Below are 15,927 nucleotides of genomic sequence, written 5' to 3'. Positions count from 1 at the left end.
TGAGTTGTGAGTTGTGAGTTGTGAGTTGTGAGTTGTGAGTTGTGAGTTGTGAGTTACTCAATATGTATTCTAAAATATATCTCATCATAGCAAATAATATATTATATTTTAAAAATAATGTCAATATTTATTATATGTTAATATTATATTTTTTAATAATTTAATTATAAAAAATAAAAATTATTTTTGAATATTCTAAACTGACTGCAGCTATTATTTTTTCTTTTATTAAATAATAAAAAGTATCATAAGTTTTAATAAAAAAATCTAAAAAATTAATTGAAAAAAAAGAAAAATAAGTTATCATATTACAGTTTACATAATAAAATCCGATAATAAATACTGCAGGTGATTATGTGTATAAGAGAAGCACATATAGAAGATGCTGAAAATGTTGTAAATTACATTGTAAAAGTGTCTGATGAAACAAATTTTATGATGTCTGATTCTAATGAAAGAGAATTAGATATAAAAAAAGAGGAGGAATTTTTACAAAATATACAAAAAAGCATAACAGCTAAAATGTTTTTATGTGAAATAGACGGTAAAATTATCGGTATATGTAATTTAAAGGGTATTGATAGGAAAAGAGTAAAGCATAGAGTAAATTTAGCAATAAGCGTATTGAAAGAATATTGGGGTAATGGAGTAGGCAGAAAATTAATTAATTATGCTGTTGATTACAGTAAAAAAAATTCTATAAAAAAAATAGAATTAATTGTTAGAACTGATAATAAAAGGGCTTTAAAATTGTATAAATCTCTTGGTTTTTTTATAGAAGGAGAGATAAAAAGCTTTTTTTGTATTGATGATGTTTATTATAATTGCTATATGATGGGTTTGTTTATTTAGCTTAAATACTATATAAAAAATTTTTATATACTGTATTAATACTGTAAATGCAATATGTTTATCAAATTTTATTATTAATGAAGCATAAATTAGTTAACATAATACTTGACTATTTTATGATAATATGTTAACTTAATGAAATCTATAAATATTATCGTTTATAGAATGAAAATGATTAGAAAAAAATTATAAAATTGGAGTTATCAAGATGCGAAAGTTTCTTATGGTATTTTTGGTATTATGTTTACTTATACCAGCAGCAGCTTACGCTCAGAATAATAACCAAATACCAATACCTGCAATAGGATTAAATATTACTCAGGCTCAAACACCTCAGCAAGTAAGTTTAGGTCTTCAAATATTATTCTTATTAACAATACTGTCATTATCTCCCTCTATAATAATAATGACAACTAGTTTTATAAGAGTTTCGATAGTATTAAGTTTTGTTCAAAGGGCATTATCATTACAGGAAACACCTCCAAGAGCATTAATAATGGGGCTTTCTCTGTTTTTGACATTTTTTATAATGATGCCTACATTAACTCAGGTAAATAATGAAGCACTTCAGCCTTATTTAAATGGCACTATAGGCGTCAATGATTTATACGGCAGAGGCATACAGCCTATAAGAATGTTTATGTTTAACTCTTTGAGAGGAGAGAATGGTATGAAGAGTTTAGATTTATTTTTGAGCATAAGCAATACGAATATAAGATTAAGAGAGATTCAAACAGCTGATGATTTAAATAGAATACCTACTATAGTTGTTATTCCTGCATTTATAATTAATGAGCTTACTATAGCATTTAAAATGGGTATATATTTATTTATACCTTTCATAGTTATAGATTTGGTGGTTGCTTCTATACTTATGGCAATGGGTATGATAATGCTTCCGCCTATTATGATATCGCTGCCGCTTAAAATAATTTTATTTGTTGCGGTAGACGGATGGAAACTTTTGATACTCCAAATAGTAGAAAGTTTCAGATAAAAAATATATATTCGTAAGTTTATATAGTTAATAATTTTTAAGGAAATTTTATGAGCGATACTTCAATTATTGTTTTGGTTCAGGAAACTTTATGGGTGTTTATGCTTCTTGCCGCTCCTGTTTTAGGCGTATCAATTATTGTGGGACTGATAATTTCAATACTTCAGGCTACTACAAGTATTCAGGAGCAGACTTTAACATTTGTTCCTAAAATGATAGCTATGTTAGCAGTTATATATATATTAGCTTCTTGGATGCTGAATTATACAAGTTCTTTTACTGTTAGATTATTCAGTATACTTCCAACTATAGCTAGATGAAATTTTTATATTTGGATAAAAAATAGTTTAGGGAATTAATGATGGATAATTTTGTGAATTTCTTTCAAATCTATCTTCTCATTATGGTGAGATTGACAGCTATACTTATGGTAGCTCCGTTATTTTCTTCTAATGTTATTCCAAATACTATAAAAATGGCTCTTTCTTTTATAACCACAGCAGCAATATTCCCGTTGGCAGCTAATATTAATGTTCAGGCAGCTCCCACATTCGCTGAATATTTTTTAACATTATTAAATGAAGCTTTAATTGGAATATTAATAGGTTTTTTAATGTCAATCATATTTGCAGCATATCAGGTTATGGCAAACTTTTTTGAAATACAAATGGGTTTTGGTATATCTGAAACTGTTGACCCTATATCTCAGGTTACAGTACCTGTATTAGGGCAGATGCAGTCTTTAATAGTTATATTATTATTCATAGCCATAGACGGACCCAGTTTGATTATCAGAACTTTATTTTACAGTTTTAAGGCTATGCCTATATTAAGCAATGCTTCAAAAGCTGTTTTTATGTCATCATTTAACGGCATTATAGATAGAATGATATATTATATGAGTTCTTTATTTTCTATAGCACTTTCATTGGCTTTGCCTATAATGCTTACATTATTTTTATTATCATTGAGTTTAGGCTTATTAGCTAAAGCAGCCCCTCAAATGAATATTTTAATGCTGGGTTTTCCTATGCAGATTACTGTGGGAATTACAGCTTATTATATTTTAATACCAGTACTTGTTTCTAATTTTATGAAAATACTTCAGTCTACTATAGCTGATGTTAATAATATAATAACATTTTTGTCGGGAGGAACTATATGAATAAAAAAATAGTTTCTTCTGCTATATTGGAAATATTTATTATATTTAAAGCCAAACTTTACAGAAAATATTTGAGTCTTACAGGCAAAGGATATGTATTAACATTATTTGCATCCCCTGAAGATGAAGGCAGAACAGAACTTCCTACAGAAAGAAAAAAGAGAAAGGCTAGAGAAGAGGAAGGAAGAGTTGTTAACTCAGCAGAAATAAATCAGACTCTTGTTTTGGCAGTTACAATAACTGTAATAGCACTGCTTACAACATATTTAGTTCATACAGTATCTCAGTTTTTTATTACAGTTTTAAATAAGATTTCTAATGCTGATGAAACTATAAATAATTTAGCTTTCTCAAGCATATTTTTAGAAATAGTTGTTTTAGTTGCAAAAACTGCAGGTATAATTATGGCGGCTGCATTGATAGTAGGAGTAGGAGTTAATTTAGCTCAAACTCAGTTTCTATTTACAACAAAAAAATTAAAGCCTAATTTCAAAAGAATAGCCCCTTCTTGGTCTAATTTTAAAGAAAGAGTATTTATATCATCTCAGAATTTAATGAATTTAGCAAAGATACTTTTTAAGATGATAGTTATAGCCTTTCTTACATTTACAACTATATACGGCAAGAGAAATGAATTATTTAATATGGTAAATATGGAATTGGGACAGGCTATGCATTTATTTTTCTTTATAGTTTTAGAAATGCTTGCTAAAGTAATTATATTTATGATAATAGTTGCTGCTTTTGATTATTTCTTTCAGAAAAGACAGTATATTAACAGCTTAAAAATGACAAAGCATGAAATGAAAGAAGAGTTTAAGGAAATGGAAGGCGACCCTTTAGTAAAAAGTCAATTGCAGGAGATGGCTAGAAAAATAGTAAGCAGAACTATGCTTAAATCAGTGCCTGAAGCAGATGTAGTTATTACAAACCCTACTCACTTTGCAATTGCTTTAAAATATGAAAACGGAGATTATGCTCCTATAGTAACAGCTAAGGGAGTTGATCATATAGCTTTAAAAATAAAAGAAATAGCTAAAGAACATAATGTAGAAGTAGTTGAAAATAAACCTTTAGCCCGTGAATTATATTATAATGTTGAAATAGGGCAGTATATACCAGAAAAGCTGTTTCATATAGTGTCAAGGATACTTGGCGAAGTATATAGAATACGCAATGAAAGAATGGAAAGGGCTATATAGGAGGAATAAAAAGTGGCGGCAATTAATGGTACTAAATCAATTTTGGATTCTATAAAATTACCTGCTAATATAAACAGGCATAGTGATATAATGTTTGCTATAGGTGCAGTTATGGTAATAATGATGCTCATTATACCGCTGCCTTCTATGATATTGGACTTTTTGCTTATAATAAATATTATAGTATCATTATTGATATTACTTATGGTGCTTAGCATAAAGAGTGCAAATGATTTCAGCGTATTTCCTTCTATACTTCTCGTTATGACTGCATTCAGACTTGCTTTGAATGTATCTACCACAAGAGCAATTCTTACCAGCGGAGCAAATTTTAACGGCAAGGTTATTACATCATTTGCTGATTTTGTAGTAGGCGGAAATATAGTTGTAGGTGTTGTAATATTTATCATTCTTATAATAGTACAGTTTGTAGTTATTACTAAAGGTGCTACAAGAGTATCAGAAGTAGCAGCAAGATTCGCATTAGACAGTATGCCTTCAAAGATGATGGCTGTAGAAAGCGAACTTCAGGCTGGTGCTATCACTGATAAAGAGGCTGAAGAAAAGAGAAAAAAGATTAGAGGCGAGAGTGATTTTTACGGTACTATGGACGGTGCATCAAAGTTTGTACAAGGCGATGTTATAGCAGGCATCATAATCACTATCATAAATATAGTAGGCGGACTCATAATAGGCATTACAATGAGAGGAGAGCCTTTTGCTCAGGCTGTTAATGCTTATACCCGTTTTACTGTAGGCGATGGTTTGGTAAGTCAGATACCTTCTTTCTTTATGAGTTTTGCTACAGGCTTGCTTGTAACTAGAAGCAGCAGCGAAGATAATTTATCTACTCAGATTGCAGTACAGATTTTCGCTAAACCAAAAAATTTATTTATAGGTGCAGGTTTTGCATTCTTCTTAATGCTTTTACCTGGCTTTCCTAAAATAGCATTATTTATTATATCATTAGCATTATTTTTAGCAGCTTATGCTTTGAGAAAAGAACAGCAGGAGCTTGGAATTAATGAAGACGGTATTAAAACTGATGCAGGAGAGCAGGTTCATCAAGGTCCTTTAGATGTTACTCCTTTTTTAAAAGTTGAAAAGATAGAACTTTCTGTAGGTGCTTCGCTTATACCTTTGGCATTAGAATCGGAGGGGGGAGATTTAATTAACCGAATAAGTCAGATTCGCAGGGAATTGGCTTTAGAAGTAGGCTTAGTAGTTCCTCCCGTTCGTATTGTAGATAATAGTGTAATAGAACCTGATGAATATACTGTAAGCATAAATGGTACTGAAATGGCTAAAGGATTTGTTCGTCCTAATATGCTTTTAGCTTTGAATGCTAATTCTCCGGACGGTCCTTCTCCTGAATGCGAAAAGGTAAGAGAACCTGCATTCGGACTTCCAGCCTATTGGATTAAAGTTGATGAAAAAGATATGGCTGAGAAAAAAGGCTTTATGTTATTTCAGCCCACTTCTGTTATTGCTACTCATTTCAGCGAAACAATTAAGAGAAATGCTAATCTTCTTATCGGAAGAGAAGAAGTGCAGAATATGCTTGATCTTATTAAAGATGATCATAAGGCTCTTGTATCTGAAGTGCTTGCAGCCAAACCTCATAATGAAAGTCCTCTTGGATATATACAGAAAGTACTGCAGAATCTTCTTCAGGAGGAAGTGCCTATCAGAAACAGTGTTGCTATATTAGAGGGTGTTGCTGATGCTATAGCTATTATGGGAAGCGAGCAGGCTACAGAGCTTGTAAGAAGCAGATTAGCATCTCAAATATCTCAGATGGCAGCTGATCAAGATAGAAATATTAGAGTTATTACTTTAAGTCAGCAGCTGCAAAATAATATAGCTCAGAATCTTGCTAGTACAGGAAATTTGCAGGGCTCTCAGATGATAGCTATGAGTTTTGAAAGTATGCAGAACTTAATTAAAAATATAAAAGATGCTGTAAAGCTTGTAAGCGATTCGGGTGTTGATGATATAATATTTTTAACTTCGCCGCTTATAAGAAGACCTTTGTATCAGTTTATATCCAAAAATATTGGCAAGTATAAGGTTATAGCCACCACAGAAATAGCACAGGGTTATAATGTTCAGGGTATTGCTAGTATAAAATGATGAATAGTTTTATGCCTTAATGGGCGATTAAGATATAAATATAAAATAATATACTTGGAGTTATACAATGAAAACAATAAAAATATTTGGAAAAAACAGAGAAGAAATCGAAAAGCAGGCTAGATATAAGTATGGTGAAAGCTATTTTATAATAAGTGTTAGGGAAAGCAAAAGAAAAAATATTTTTGGTATGATTAAAAAAGAATTTGAAGTTTCTATAGGTATATTAGAACAATATTAATTGGCAGGATGCAGGAGTTTTAATATGATTAGAGGAGTAAAAAGATGGTAGATATACGAACTATTAGAGGTAAGGATAAAACAGATGCATTTGCCAAAGCTAGGGTTGAATACGGCGGTAATTTTGTTATTTTAACAAGCAAGGATGTAAAAGTAGGCGGTTTTCTTGGACTTGGAATGAAAACTGAACATGAACTTAGAATAATGCTTAATAATTCTATTTATGATAGAAAAAATAATTCTTTAGAAGAAAAAAATTCCTATTCAGAAGAAGATGATGATATGCATAGAAGCAAACTGCTCAGCGACAGAATAGAGATGAAAAAACATTCATCGGAAACTATTGATGCAAGCGAAATGGCTGACAGAATAGTATCTATAACTAAAGCTTTGAAAGAGAAAAATGCAAATAAAAATACTCATTCTTCTAATAATACTAATAATATTTCTAATAGAATAGAGGAAAGTTCATACAATAATGAAAATGATGATATTACTAAAGAGCTTTTAAATGAAAATAATATAAAAACAGAAGAAACAATTGATAATAACAGCAGCATAAGAGAAAGAAGTATTGATAATTTTTCTTCATTATCTAATTTTAATAATCAATATTCTAATTTTAATAATAATCAGTATTCTAATTTTTCAAATTCTTCCTTTTCAAATATGAGAAATTCTATTGCTTCAGATTATAATAACAATAATAATAGTTTTTCTCCTATAGATAATTACAGCAATTTTTATAATAATAATTTTATGAATAGTATGAATAATAATATAAATAATACTAATAACAATAGCACAAACAATTTTAATAATAATGTTATGCATAATCATACTAGCTCTTCTAATAATAATCAAAATAGTATAAATAATTCTGTAGACGACAATGTAAAAAAATTAGTTCAGGAACAGATAAGAGATATAGTAAAAGAATATCTTGGAAATAGTTTTCCTAATATAAATTTTAATAAAAATAACTCTAATAATTCAAATATATACAATGACACAAGAGCATCTTTTTCTGCTGAAGAAGAAGAAATTAATAATGCTATAGAAGAAATAAAAGAATCAAGAAGAGAATATAAAGAACATAAAGAATACAGAGAAGAAGATAATATAAGAGAAAGAAAAAACAGCATTAGGGATTATTTTGAATATAATAGCAAAGATATGGATTATAATAGCAGCGGAGATATAGAAAATAATAACTCTGATATTACTGTTGCTGACGGAATGGAAGAGAGCTTTAAGTATTTAAGAGACAGAGAATTTCCAGAGGAAGTATTATTAGATTTAAGAGAATATCTTTTAACCTCAAGTAATGCAAGATTTTTCCAATCGAAAGATGTAATAAGAGAAGAAGTTGAAAAATATTTTGCTGAAAGATTAATGCTTTCTAATGGTATAGAAATTGGTGCTAAGAAAAAAATTATAGTATTTGTAGGACCTACAGGAGTTGGAAAAACTACAACTATACCTAAAATAGCAGCACAGTATATGAAGTCTGGAAAAAAAGTTTCTTTTGTTACTATAGATAATTATAGAATAGCAGCAGTTGACCAGCTTCAGAGATATGCGAGCATAATGAAAGTTCCTTTTACAAGTGCAAGTACTCCTGAGGCTTTAAGAGCTGAAATTAGAAAAATGGATAATTCTTCGCTTTTATTTATAGATACTATGGGGCGTTCTCCTAAAGGTGCTGAAGATATAACTGCTATGTCAAAATACTTCACTACAGTAGGAAGATTTGATATGGATATTCAGCTTGTTATGAGTGCTACTGCAAAATATAAAGATGCATTGAAAATATTAAACGGCTTTAAGCCTACAAATTATAAAGGCATTATATTAACAAAGGTTGATGAAACTGATTATTTAGCTTCTTCAATTTGTGCTATTATAAAAAAGAAATTACCTATTACTTATATAACTCATGGGCAGGGAGTACCTAAAGATATATCAACTGCCAAAAAATATGGTTATAAAATAATAGAAGGTTTATTTGGCGATATAAAATAATATAAAATTAAAAAATAAAAATAATTGGGAAATTAATAAGTACTATGAAAGATCAAGCTGATGAATTAAGAAAGATGATGGGCGTAAAGGATAAGCGTCCTCAGAGAATAATAAGCATAGCCAGCGGTAAGGGCGGAGTAGGTAAAACTAATATAGCTATAAATTTATCTATAGCATTGCAGCAATTAGGACAGAATGTACTTTTAATAGATGCAGACCTTGGGCTTGGAAATGTAAATGTTATACTTGGAAATATGCCTGAATATAATTTATATCATGTTATAAAGGGTATGAAAAAACTTCATGAAGTGATACTTGAAACTGATTACGGCATAAGGTATATAGCAGGTGCTTCTGGATTTTCTTCTTTAGCAAATTTATCAGGAAAGGCTTTGAATAAATTGATTAATAGTATGGATTCTTTGAATGATGCTGATATAATAATAGTTGATACAGGTGCAGGAATTTCTGATTCGGTTTTATATTTTTTACTTTCTTCAGATGAGAGTATTGTAGTTACAACTCCTGAACTTACAGCAATATTAGATGCTTATGGGGTAATAAAATCTATAGCACCTGAAAATGCTAATGCAGATATAAAAATATTGGTTAATAGAGTTATTAAGCCTTCTGAAGGTAAGGAAGTAAGCGATAAAATTATCATAACAAGTAAAAAGTATTTAGATATGAATATTAAATATTTAGGGCATGTTATGGAAGACAAAACTATTCCTTATGCAGTTTCTCAGCAGCTTCCTTTTTATCAATATGATAATAAATGTCAGGCATCTATGTCAATATATAATATAGCTAAAAGAATAATAGATATGGAGTATGATGAGAGCAGAGATATTAAAGGATTGGGCGGATTTATGGAGTCTTTGCTTTCTTTTGTGGGTAAAAAATAATAAAATGAATAATAGAATTTTTTTAGAGGTAATTTATGAATAATATTGCAGATAGAATTAAACAGATTTTTTCATCTAATTTCGGAAAATTAGCAGGCATAATATCTCTTTTATCATTTATCATAACGCTTATATTATCAGTTTTATATAAAAATAGAATAGATGTATCTTTATTAAAGGCTTTTATTTCTGGATTTATCACTATAATAATATTATATTTTATTTTAGTTATATTAAAAAAATATTTGGGAGATGCTATTATAGAAGAAAGTACTTCAAACAGCAGAAATGAGATAGATTATAATGCTATATATGATGACGGTAATTCAAATACTTTAACAGATAATATTAATAATACAGTAAATGATAATGTTTCTAATGAGTTTAATCCTGATAGTATTGCTGTATCTGATGTTCCTAATACTATAAGTTCTGATAAAAAAACTAATCAAAATTATTCTAGTTCGGGATCTGATATAGGAGATATAGTATTTGGAAAGCCTGCTTCTTCAGGAGGCAGTGATAACTATAGTACTTCAAACAGCAGCAGTATGTTTACTGATAAAAAAGTTACCGAAAGCGATATGCTGAGAGAAGTTCATGAGAATCCTGAAAATGTTGCTAAGGCTTTAAGAACTATGATGTCTAAAGATAAAGATGATAGTTAAAAATGATAATAATGCTAAAAATAATAATTAAGTAAAATTAATTTATAGATTATAAAAAAATTAATAGTTAGAGTGAATATTATGAAGATGAATAAAAAATACAAAGATAAAATACCTAATATTACTAATGAGAATGAGCAGGAATATTGGCTGGAGTTTAAAAAGACTCTTTCGCCTTATATAAGAGAGGCTCTAATTATTAAATATTCTCCTTTAGTAAAATATGTCGCAAGCAAAATATCTGTTAATATGGGTTCTCATAAGCATATAGAATTTCAGGATTTAGTGGGTTTTGGTTCTTTCGGTCTTATGGACGCTATTGATAAATATAATCCTAATAGAGATATTAAGTTTAAAACTTATGCTGTTACTAGAATCAGAGGGGCTATATATGATGAGCTTAGAAAATTAGATTATCTTCCGCGTTCTATAAGAAAAGATGTAAAAGAGATAGAAAAGGCAAGGGAAATATTGGAGGCTAGATTAAGCAGAAATATAAAGCCTCAGGAAATAGCTGATATGCTTGGAATACCTATAAGCAAGTATAATGAAACTATGAAAAGATATATAGAGGCTTCTCCTACTTCTTTAAGCGATGTTTGGTATGTTGGAGATGATTCTGATGAAATATCTGTGATAGATACATTAAAATCTAATGATAAAACAAACCCCGAGTATTTAGCAGAAAGAGAAGATGTAAAAAATAAAATAATAGCTGCATTAAAAAAACTTCCTGAAAAAGAACAGCAGGTTCTTATATTGTACTATTATGATGATCTTACTTTGAAAGAGATAGGAAAAGTATTAGAGGTTTCAGAAAGCAGAATATCGCAGCTTCATACAAAAGCAATACAGCAGTTAAGATACAGCCTTTCTGAGATAAAAAAACAATTATTATAAAAATAGGTGATTTATATGAATGAGTTAAAAAGAAAAATATTGCAAAGTGATTTTTATAAAGAAGTTTATAATAATAAAAATACCCGTTCCGTAGAATTGTCAGTTGTTTCTTTAGAGAGAGGTATGCAGGAGGCTGCTGCCATATTTCAATGTCCTATTTATGAATTAAGCTATAAAGTACTAGAAGAGGGCAGTAAAGGATTTTTTAATATAGGTGCTAAGCCTTTTTTAGTAAAATACACTCATATTACTTATGATAAATCCAGCATAGGCGACCCTAATTCTGCTTCGTACAGCGATGCTTATTTAGAAGGCGGCAGTCAGGAAAAGGTAATATTAAATAAAGATACTGAAATAGTTGTAAGAGTTAAAAGAGACGGAGTATTCTTAAAAGTAGATCCTCCTGTAGCAGAAGGAAATAGAATTGAAGATATTACTGTACTAGAAGGAAAATTAATAGATGCAGGCATTAAGGAATATGATTCTAACTTAGCAAAGAAAATGCTCCATGAACAAACAGGAGAATATGAAAAAATAGCTGAATGGGATATAGGTAAATCAGCAAATAATGCCAAAATTAACTATACAATAAGCGATGATAAAATGCGTGCTTATGTTACAGTTACAAAGCCTGCTAAAGGCGGGAGAGAAATGGATTTAAAAGATGTTAAGGAGCTTTTAGAAAACAGCGGTATAACTTTTGGTTTTCAGGAAGAAAATGTTTCTAAATGCTTAGATGAAGGTACTTTTAATATTCCTATACTTGCTGCAGAAGGGCGTCAGGCTATAAACGGACAAAATGCAAAAATAGAATATTTAGTTAATGTAAATAAAAAAGTTATACCTAAATATATAGGCGAAGATGAAAGTATAGATTATAAAGATTTATCTATTGTAGAGAATGTAGAGCAAGGACAGAAATTAGCTAAAAAAATTCCTGCTACGGAAGGAGAATCAGGAAGAACTGTACTTGGAATAAAAATAGAAACTAAAAGCGGCAAAGATATTGAGATTAAAGATATATTAGGTGATAATGTAGAGCTGTCTGATGACGGAGAGAGTATTGTAGCATCTATAAGCGGGCAGGTTGTTCTTAAGGGAAAACTTTTAAGCGTTGAGCCTATATTTGAAGTAGCAGGAGATGTAGGACCAGAAACAGGAAATATTAATTTTATTGGAAGCGTTGTAGTTAAGGGAAGCGTAAGCGATAATTATTCTATCAAAGCTGAAGGCAATATAGATGTACATGGAACAGTTGGAAAATGCGACCTTGAATCTAAAGGGGATATTATGGTTAAACTTGGTATTCAGGGTAATGAAAATAGTCATGTAAAAGCAGGCGGAGATGTTATAGCTAAATTTATACAGTTCTCAAATATACAGGCTGGAAACAATGTTGTTGTTACTGAAGCTATACTTAATTCTAATATAGATGCTGATAATAGAATAATACTTATAGGCAAGAGGGCATCGGCAAGCGGAGGAAGATTAAGAGCATTGATAGAGGTAAACGGCAAGGTGCTTGGTTCTCAGGCTGGTGCTAAAACATTAATAGAAACAGGAGTAAGTCCTGCTAAGAGAAGAGCTATAGATGATTTTGACAGAGAAAAAGAAGAGCTTGACATATCTATAGAAGAAACAGAAAGAAATATAAAATCTCTTGAACAGGCTGCAAAACTTAAAAAACTTGATGATGAGAAAAAAGAACAGCTTCAAAGTTATAAAGAGCAGTTAGAACAGGCTAATACTAGAAGAGAAGAAATAGTTTTGAGCAGAGAGACTTTGATGCAGGAAATTGAAGCAGATAAAGTAGAATCTACAATAAGTGCAGGCAAAGAAATGCTTCCAGGCGTGCAGCTTGTTATAGGAAGTGCTGAGTTTGCTATAAGACAGAGCTATAAAGCTATTACATTCTTTGAAGAAGATGGTATGATTCAAACTGAAAAATATAGAGGCGAGCCTAAAAATGAGAATAAAGGGTTTACTGAAGAAGAATAAAAAATATATAGCAAGGGGTATATATGGCTTTAAAGATAAATGATTTTTATAGAAATGCTGTAGACTGTGCAATTGATGCTGATCCTAGAGGAAGAAAAATAGTAGAAAATGAGCTTGAAAATATAAAAAAATATTATGATAAATTAGATGATAAGAAGAAAGAATATTTTGATAAAGATACGCTTTTTAATCCTTATTCTGATACTAGGATTTTAAATATTGCAGAAGACAGAGATATAAAAAGAATTCTTTGCGGTATAGATATGCAGACTCCTGAGCTTTTACTTGCAGATAGATTAAATGAAAAAAATATTAATATAGATTTAGTTATTACTCATCATCCTAATGGATATGGTTTTGTTAATTTCTATGATGTTATATCTATGCAGTCTGAAAAAAATGCTTTTCATAATGTTCCTATAAATATTGCTGAAGGATTAACTAATAAAAGACTTAATGAGGTAAGCAGATCTGTTTTCGGTGCTAATCATTATAGAGATGTTGATACTGCTAAACTTCTTAAACTTAATTATATGTGTATGCATACCGCTGCTGATAATTTTGCTGAAACTTTTTTAACTGAAAAGATTAAAAATGAGAATCCTAATACATTAGGAGATATTATTGATATTTTGTATACTATAGAAGAGTACAAAATATCTGCAAAAAGATTTAATCCTCCCAAAATATTTAATGGTTCAAGTAAATCTAAGGTTGGTAAATTTATAGTTGATATGACAGGCGGGGCTTCTTTTGATTCTGCTATGATAGAGGCTTTATCTAATGCAGGAGTAAGCACTATTATTATGATGAATATATCTGATAAGCTTTTAGATGAATGCAGAAAATATTATATTAATGTTGTATGTGCAGGACATATATCAAGCGATAGTTTGGGTATTAATTTATTATTTAAAGCTGTAAAAGAGAGAACTAAAGAGAACTTTGAAATAATACCTGCTTCAGGATATATATTTACAGAAAAATAATATTTAAATTAAAAAAATAATATAAATAATATAAAAGAGAGATTTTAATGCCTAAGTATTTTAATATACTATTTGATCTTGACGGTACAATTGTAAACTCTGCTTTGGGTATAGCAAATGCTGTTGTTTACAGTATAAAAAAAATTAATGAAGCATATAGTTTAAATATAAATATTCCAGATGATAATACATTAAAAAAATTTATAGGTCCTCCTCTTGATTACAGTTTTAGAAAATACTGCTGTGATGATGAAAAATTATCAGTTGATTTTGTAGAATTTTATAGAGAAGATTATAATGGAAATAACGGATTATTTAACTGCACACTTTATGACGGAATATATGATTTAATTAAAACTCTATATGAAAATGATTATAAAGTATTTTTGGCTACTGCTAAACCTAAAGAGTCCGCTTTAAAAATAATAGAGCATTTTTATATGAAAGATTTTTTTACTAATTTTTATGCTCCTATATTTGGCGGAAATATTAAAAGTAAATTAGATGTATTAAATGATGCCTTAAAAAAAGAAAAATTTGATAAAAGTAAAACTATTATGATAGGCGACAGAATAGATGATATAGATGCTGCTGAAAGTGTAGGTATTGATTCTATTGCTGTTAAATATGGTTTTGGAAATGATGAAGAGTTTATAAATGCTTCATATATAGTTAATAATACCAAAGAGATATTAGATATATTAACTAATTAGAATTTCTTCTAATACTTTACGGCTTTTTACAGTTTTATTTATATGATTAAATATAGATTTTTCCATTATATTTTTTACATTATTTATTGAATTATTATATATATTTTTTAAATCTTCATTTTTTATTATATCTATTAATGATGTGTATTTTATTATTCTCATAAACAATTTATCATTTTCTGTAATTTTTATAGAGTCTTTTATAATATTTTTGCATTTAGAACATATTAATCCTCCTTCTAATATAGAATAAAACAAAGTATTATCAGAATTTCCGCATATTATACATTTATCTAAATTTGGGGATATTCCTGCTATATGAAGCGTTTTTATTTCAAATGCCCTAATCAAAATATCAATATACATTTTTTTTATTTTATCATCATAATTATTTTCTTCTAAACTTTCTAAAGCATCTAAAGTTTTTTCCATTAAAATGAAATATCTATTATCAAAATCTTTAGCACAGTGAAGAAATATTTCTCTTATATAAAATACAGCTAAAGATGAATATATAGATTTTTCTAATATTTTATAATTTTTTATAATAGAAGATTCTTTTAATATTGAGAGATGATTTTCATTTTTTTTATATATATTTATATTAAGTTTTGAAATGCTTTCTAAATCTGAACCGAATGATTTTGAGTTTTTTTTTGCTCTGTAGCATATTGCCTGAATTATAGAATTATCTGTAAGAAAAGATGCTATTATAGAAGAATTTTTATATTGATTATAAGATAGTATAAAGGCATTTGTATTTTTTATCAATATTATTCCTTATTATAAAAAAATAGGGCAGGCTTTAATATCATATTAAAACCCGCCCTTGCTATGCCATAAGCAAAAATTAAGCTGGTAGTATAGCATTGCTTGGGCAAACAGGCTCGCAAGCAGCACAATCTGTACATTTGTCAGGATCAATTACATAGATATCTCCTTCGCTGATAGCATCAAATGCACATTCAGGAATACATGATCCGCAAGCTATACAATCATTATTTATAATACGTGGCATAATTTACCCTCCATAAAAATTAAACTGTAATATAATTATAACATAAATTAATAATGAAATCAATATCTATTATTTACATAAAACATATATACAGCACAATTTTTTGATATAAAATGCGG

Annotated in this window: 16 protein-coding genes; 14 read left to right on the top strand and 2 right to left on the bottom strand. The window is 29.1% G+C overall.

Annotation, left to right across the window (positions count from 1 at the left end; genetic code table 11):
• Positions 1-354 precede the first annotated feature (354 nt).
• The 14 genes from QZ288_RS08200 (at position 355) to QZ288_RS08135 (ending at position 14,790) form a co-directional block, all read left to right on the top strand.
• A complete protein-coding gene (locus QZ288_RS08200) occupies positions 355-852 on the top strand; it encodes a GNAT family N-acetyltransferase (RefSeq protein ID WP_295157534.1) in 498 nt (165 codons plus the stop codon).
• 208 nt (positions 853-1,060) lie between these two features.
• Positions 1,061-1,849, top strand: a complete 789-nt coding sequence (gene fliP, locus QZ288_RS08195) for a flagellar type III secretion system pore protein FliP (RefSeq protein ID WP_295157532.1) — start codon at positions 1,061-1,063, stop codon at positions 1,847-1,849.
• Positions 1,850-1,899: 50 nt separating this feature from the next.
• Positions 1,900-2,169, top strand: a complete 270-nt coding sequence (gene fliQ, locus QZ288_RS08190) for a flagellar biosynthesis protein FliQ (RefSeq protein ID WP_295157529.1) — start codon at positions 1,900-1,902, stop codon at positions 2,167-2,169.
• A 41-nt stretch (positions 2,170-2,210) separates the two neighbouring features.
• Complete coding sequence (gene fliR, locus QZ288_RS08185; RefSeq protein WP_295157526.1) at positions 2,211-3,014, top strand: flagellar biosynthetic protein FliR; 804 nt, start codon at positions 2,211-2,213, stop codon at positions 3,012-3,014.
• Positions 3,011-4,216: a flagellar biosynthesis protein FlhB gene (flhB, locus tag QZ288_RS08180; RefSeq protein ID WP_295157523.1), complete on the top strand. Its 1,206-nt coding sequence runs from the start codon at positions 3,011-3,013 to the stop codon at positions 4,214-4,216. Before fliR ends, flhB begins: the two co-directional genes overlap by 4 nt.
• Before the next feature lie 12 nt (positions 4,217-4,228).
• Positions 4,229-6,349 (top strand): flagellar biosynthesis protein FlhA, encoded by a 2,121-nt coding sequence (locus QZ288_RS08175; RefSeq protein ID WP_295157520.1) that lies wholly within the window; start codon positions 4,229-4,231, stop codon positions 6,347-6,349.
• Between the two features lie 67 nt (positions 6,350-6,416).
• Positions 6,417-6,590 (top strand): hypothetical protein, encoded by a 174-nt coding sequence (locus QZ288_RS08170; protein WP_295157517.1) that lies wholly within the window; start codon positions 6,417-6,419, stop codon positions 6,588-6,590.
• Positions 6,591-6,634: 44 nt separating this feature from the next.
• Entirely contained in the window at positions 6,635-8,614 is a 1,980-nt protein-coding gene (locus QZ288_RS08165; RefSeq protein WP_295157514.1) for a flagellar biosynthesis regulator FlhF, read from the top strand.
• Positions 8,615-8,658: 44 nt separating this feature from the next.
• Positions 8,659-9,522 (top strand): MinD/ParA family protein, encoded by an 864-nt coding sequence (locus tag QZ288_RS08160; protein ID WP_295157512.1) that lies wholly within the window; start codon positions 8,659-8,661, stop codon positions 9,520-9,522.
• Between the two features lie 35 nt (positions 9,523-9,557).
• Positions 9,558-10,190: a hypothetical protein gene (locus QZ288_RS08155; protein ID WP_295157509.1), complete on the top strand. Its 633-nt coding sequence runs from the start codon at positions 9,558-9,560 to the stop codon at positions 10,188-10,190.
• Between the two features lie 81 nt (positions 10,191-10,271).
• A complete protein-coding gene (gene whiG / locus QZ288_RS08150) occupies positions 10,272-11,090 on the top strand; it encodes an RNA polymerase sigma factor WhiG (protein WP_047116819.1) in 819 nt (272 codons plus the stop codon).
• Positions 11,091-11,105: 15 nt separating this feature from the next.
• Positions 11,106-13,088: a FapA family protein gene (locus tag QZ288_RS08145; protein WP_295157505.1), complete on the top strand. Its 1,983-nt coding sequence runs from the start codon at positions 11,106-11,108 to the stop codon at positions 13,086-13,088.
• A 23-nt stretch (positions 13,089-13,111) separates the two neighbouring features.
• Positions 13,112-14,077 carry a hypothetical protein gene (locus QZ288_RS08140; protein ID WP_295157502.1) on the top strand — a complete coding sequence of 322 codons (966 nt, stop codon included), beginning with the start codon at positions 13,112-13,114 and terminating at the stop codon, positions 14,075-14,077.
• 47 nt (positions 14,078-14,124) lie between these two features.
• Positions 14,125-14,790, top strand: a complete 666-nt coding sequence (locus QZ288_RS08135; RefSeq protein WP_295157499.1) for an HAD hydrolase-like protein — start codon at positions 14,125-14,127, stop codon at positions 14,788-14,790.
• On the opposite strand, the gene recO is transcribed toward QZ288_RS08135, so the two are convergent.
• Together recO and QZ288_RS08125 are read right to left on the bottom strand one after the other, a co-directional pair.
• Positions 14,779-15,561: a DNA repair protein RecO gene (recO, locus tag QZ288_RS08130; protein ID WP_295157496.1), complete on the bottom strand. Its 783-nt coding sequence runs from the start codon at positions 15,559-15,561 to the stop codon at positions 14,779-14,781. The two genes, QZ288_RS08135 and recO, sit on opposite strands and share 12 nt — an antisense overlap.
• 79 nt (positions 15,562-15,640) lie before the next feature.
• On the bottom strand, positions 15,641-15,808 hold the full coding sequence (locus QZ288_RS08125; RefSeq protein ID WP_295157493.1) for a 4Fe-4S binding protein: 168 nt from the start codon (positions 15,806-15,808) through the stop codon (positions 15,641-15,643).
• Between the last annotated feature and the right edge of the window lie 119 nt (positions 15,809-15,927).

Origin of the sequence: uncultured Brachyspira sp., from assembly GCF_910578695.1 — a bacterium.
Lineage (GTDB): Bacteria > Spirochaetota > Brachyspiria > Brachyspirales > Brachyspiraceae > Brachyspira.
Note: the sequence above shows the minus strand (reverse complement) of the source record. Positions and strands in the feature narration are given on the sequence as shown.

Coding starts and splice junctions, on each gene's coding strand:
- flhB (WP_295157523.1), top strand. CDS start 3,011: ATGAATAAAAAAATAGTTTCTTCTGCTATATTGGAAATATTTATTATA.
- whiG (WP_047116819.1), top strand. CDS start 10,272: ATGAAGATGAATAAAAAATACAAAGATAAAATACCTAATATTACTAAT.
- QZ288_RS08165 (WP_295157514.1), top strand. CDS start 6,635: ATGGTAGATATACGAACTATTAGAGGTAAGGATAAAACAGATGCATTT.
- QZ288_RS08135 (WP_295157499.1), top strand. CDS start 14,125: ATGCCTAAGTATTTTAATATACTATTTGATCTTGACGGTACAATTGTA.
- fliP (WP_295157532.1), top strand. CDS start 1,061: ATGCGAAAGTTTCTTATGGTATTTTTGGTATTATGTTTACTTATACCA.
- QZ288_RS08200 (WP_295157534.1), top strand. CDS start 355: ATGTGTATAAGAGAAGCACATATAGAAGATGCTGAAAATGTTGTAAAT.
- fliR (WP_295157526.1), top strand. CDS start 2,211: ATGGATAATTTTGTGAATTTCTTTCAAATCTATCTTCTCATTATGGTG.
- QZ288_RS08145 (WP_295157505.1), top strand. CDS start 11,106: ATGAATGAGTTAAAAAGAAAAATATTGCAAAGTGATTTTTATAAAGAA.
- fliQ (WP_295157529.1), top strand. CDS start 1,900: ATGAGCGATACTTCAATTATTGTTTTGGTTCAGGAAACTTTATGGGTG.
- QZ288_RS08160 (WP_295157512.1), top strand. CDS start 8,659: ATGAAAGATCAAGCTGATGAATTAAGAAAGATGATGGGCGTAAAGGAT.
- QZ288_RS08140 (WP_295157502.1), top strand. CDS start 13,112: ATGGCTTTAAAGATAAATGATTTTTATAGAAATGCTGTAGACTGTGCA.
- QZ288_RS08155 (WP_295157509.1), top strand. CDS start 9,558: ATGAATAATATTGCAGATAGAATTAAACAGATTTTTTCATCTAATTTC.
- QZ288_RS08170 (WP_295157517.1), top strand. CDS start 6,417: ATGAAAACAATAAAAATATTTGGAAAAAACAGAGAAGAAATCGAAAAG.
- QZ288_RS08125 (WP_295157493.1), bottom strand. CDS start 15,808: ATGCCACGTATTATAAATAATGATTGTATAGCTTGCGGATCATGTATT.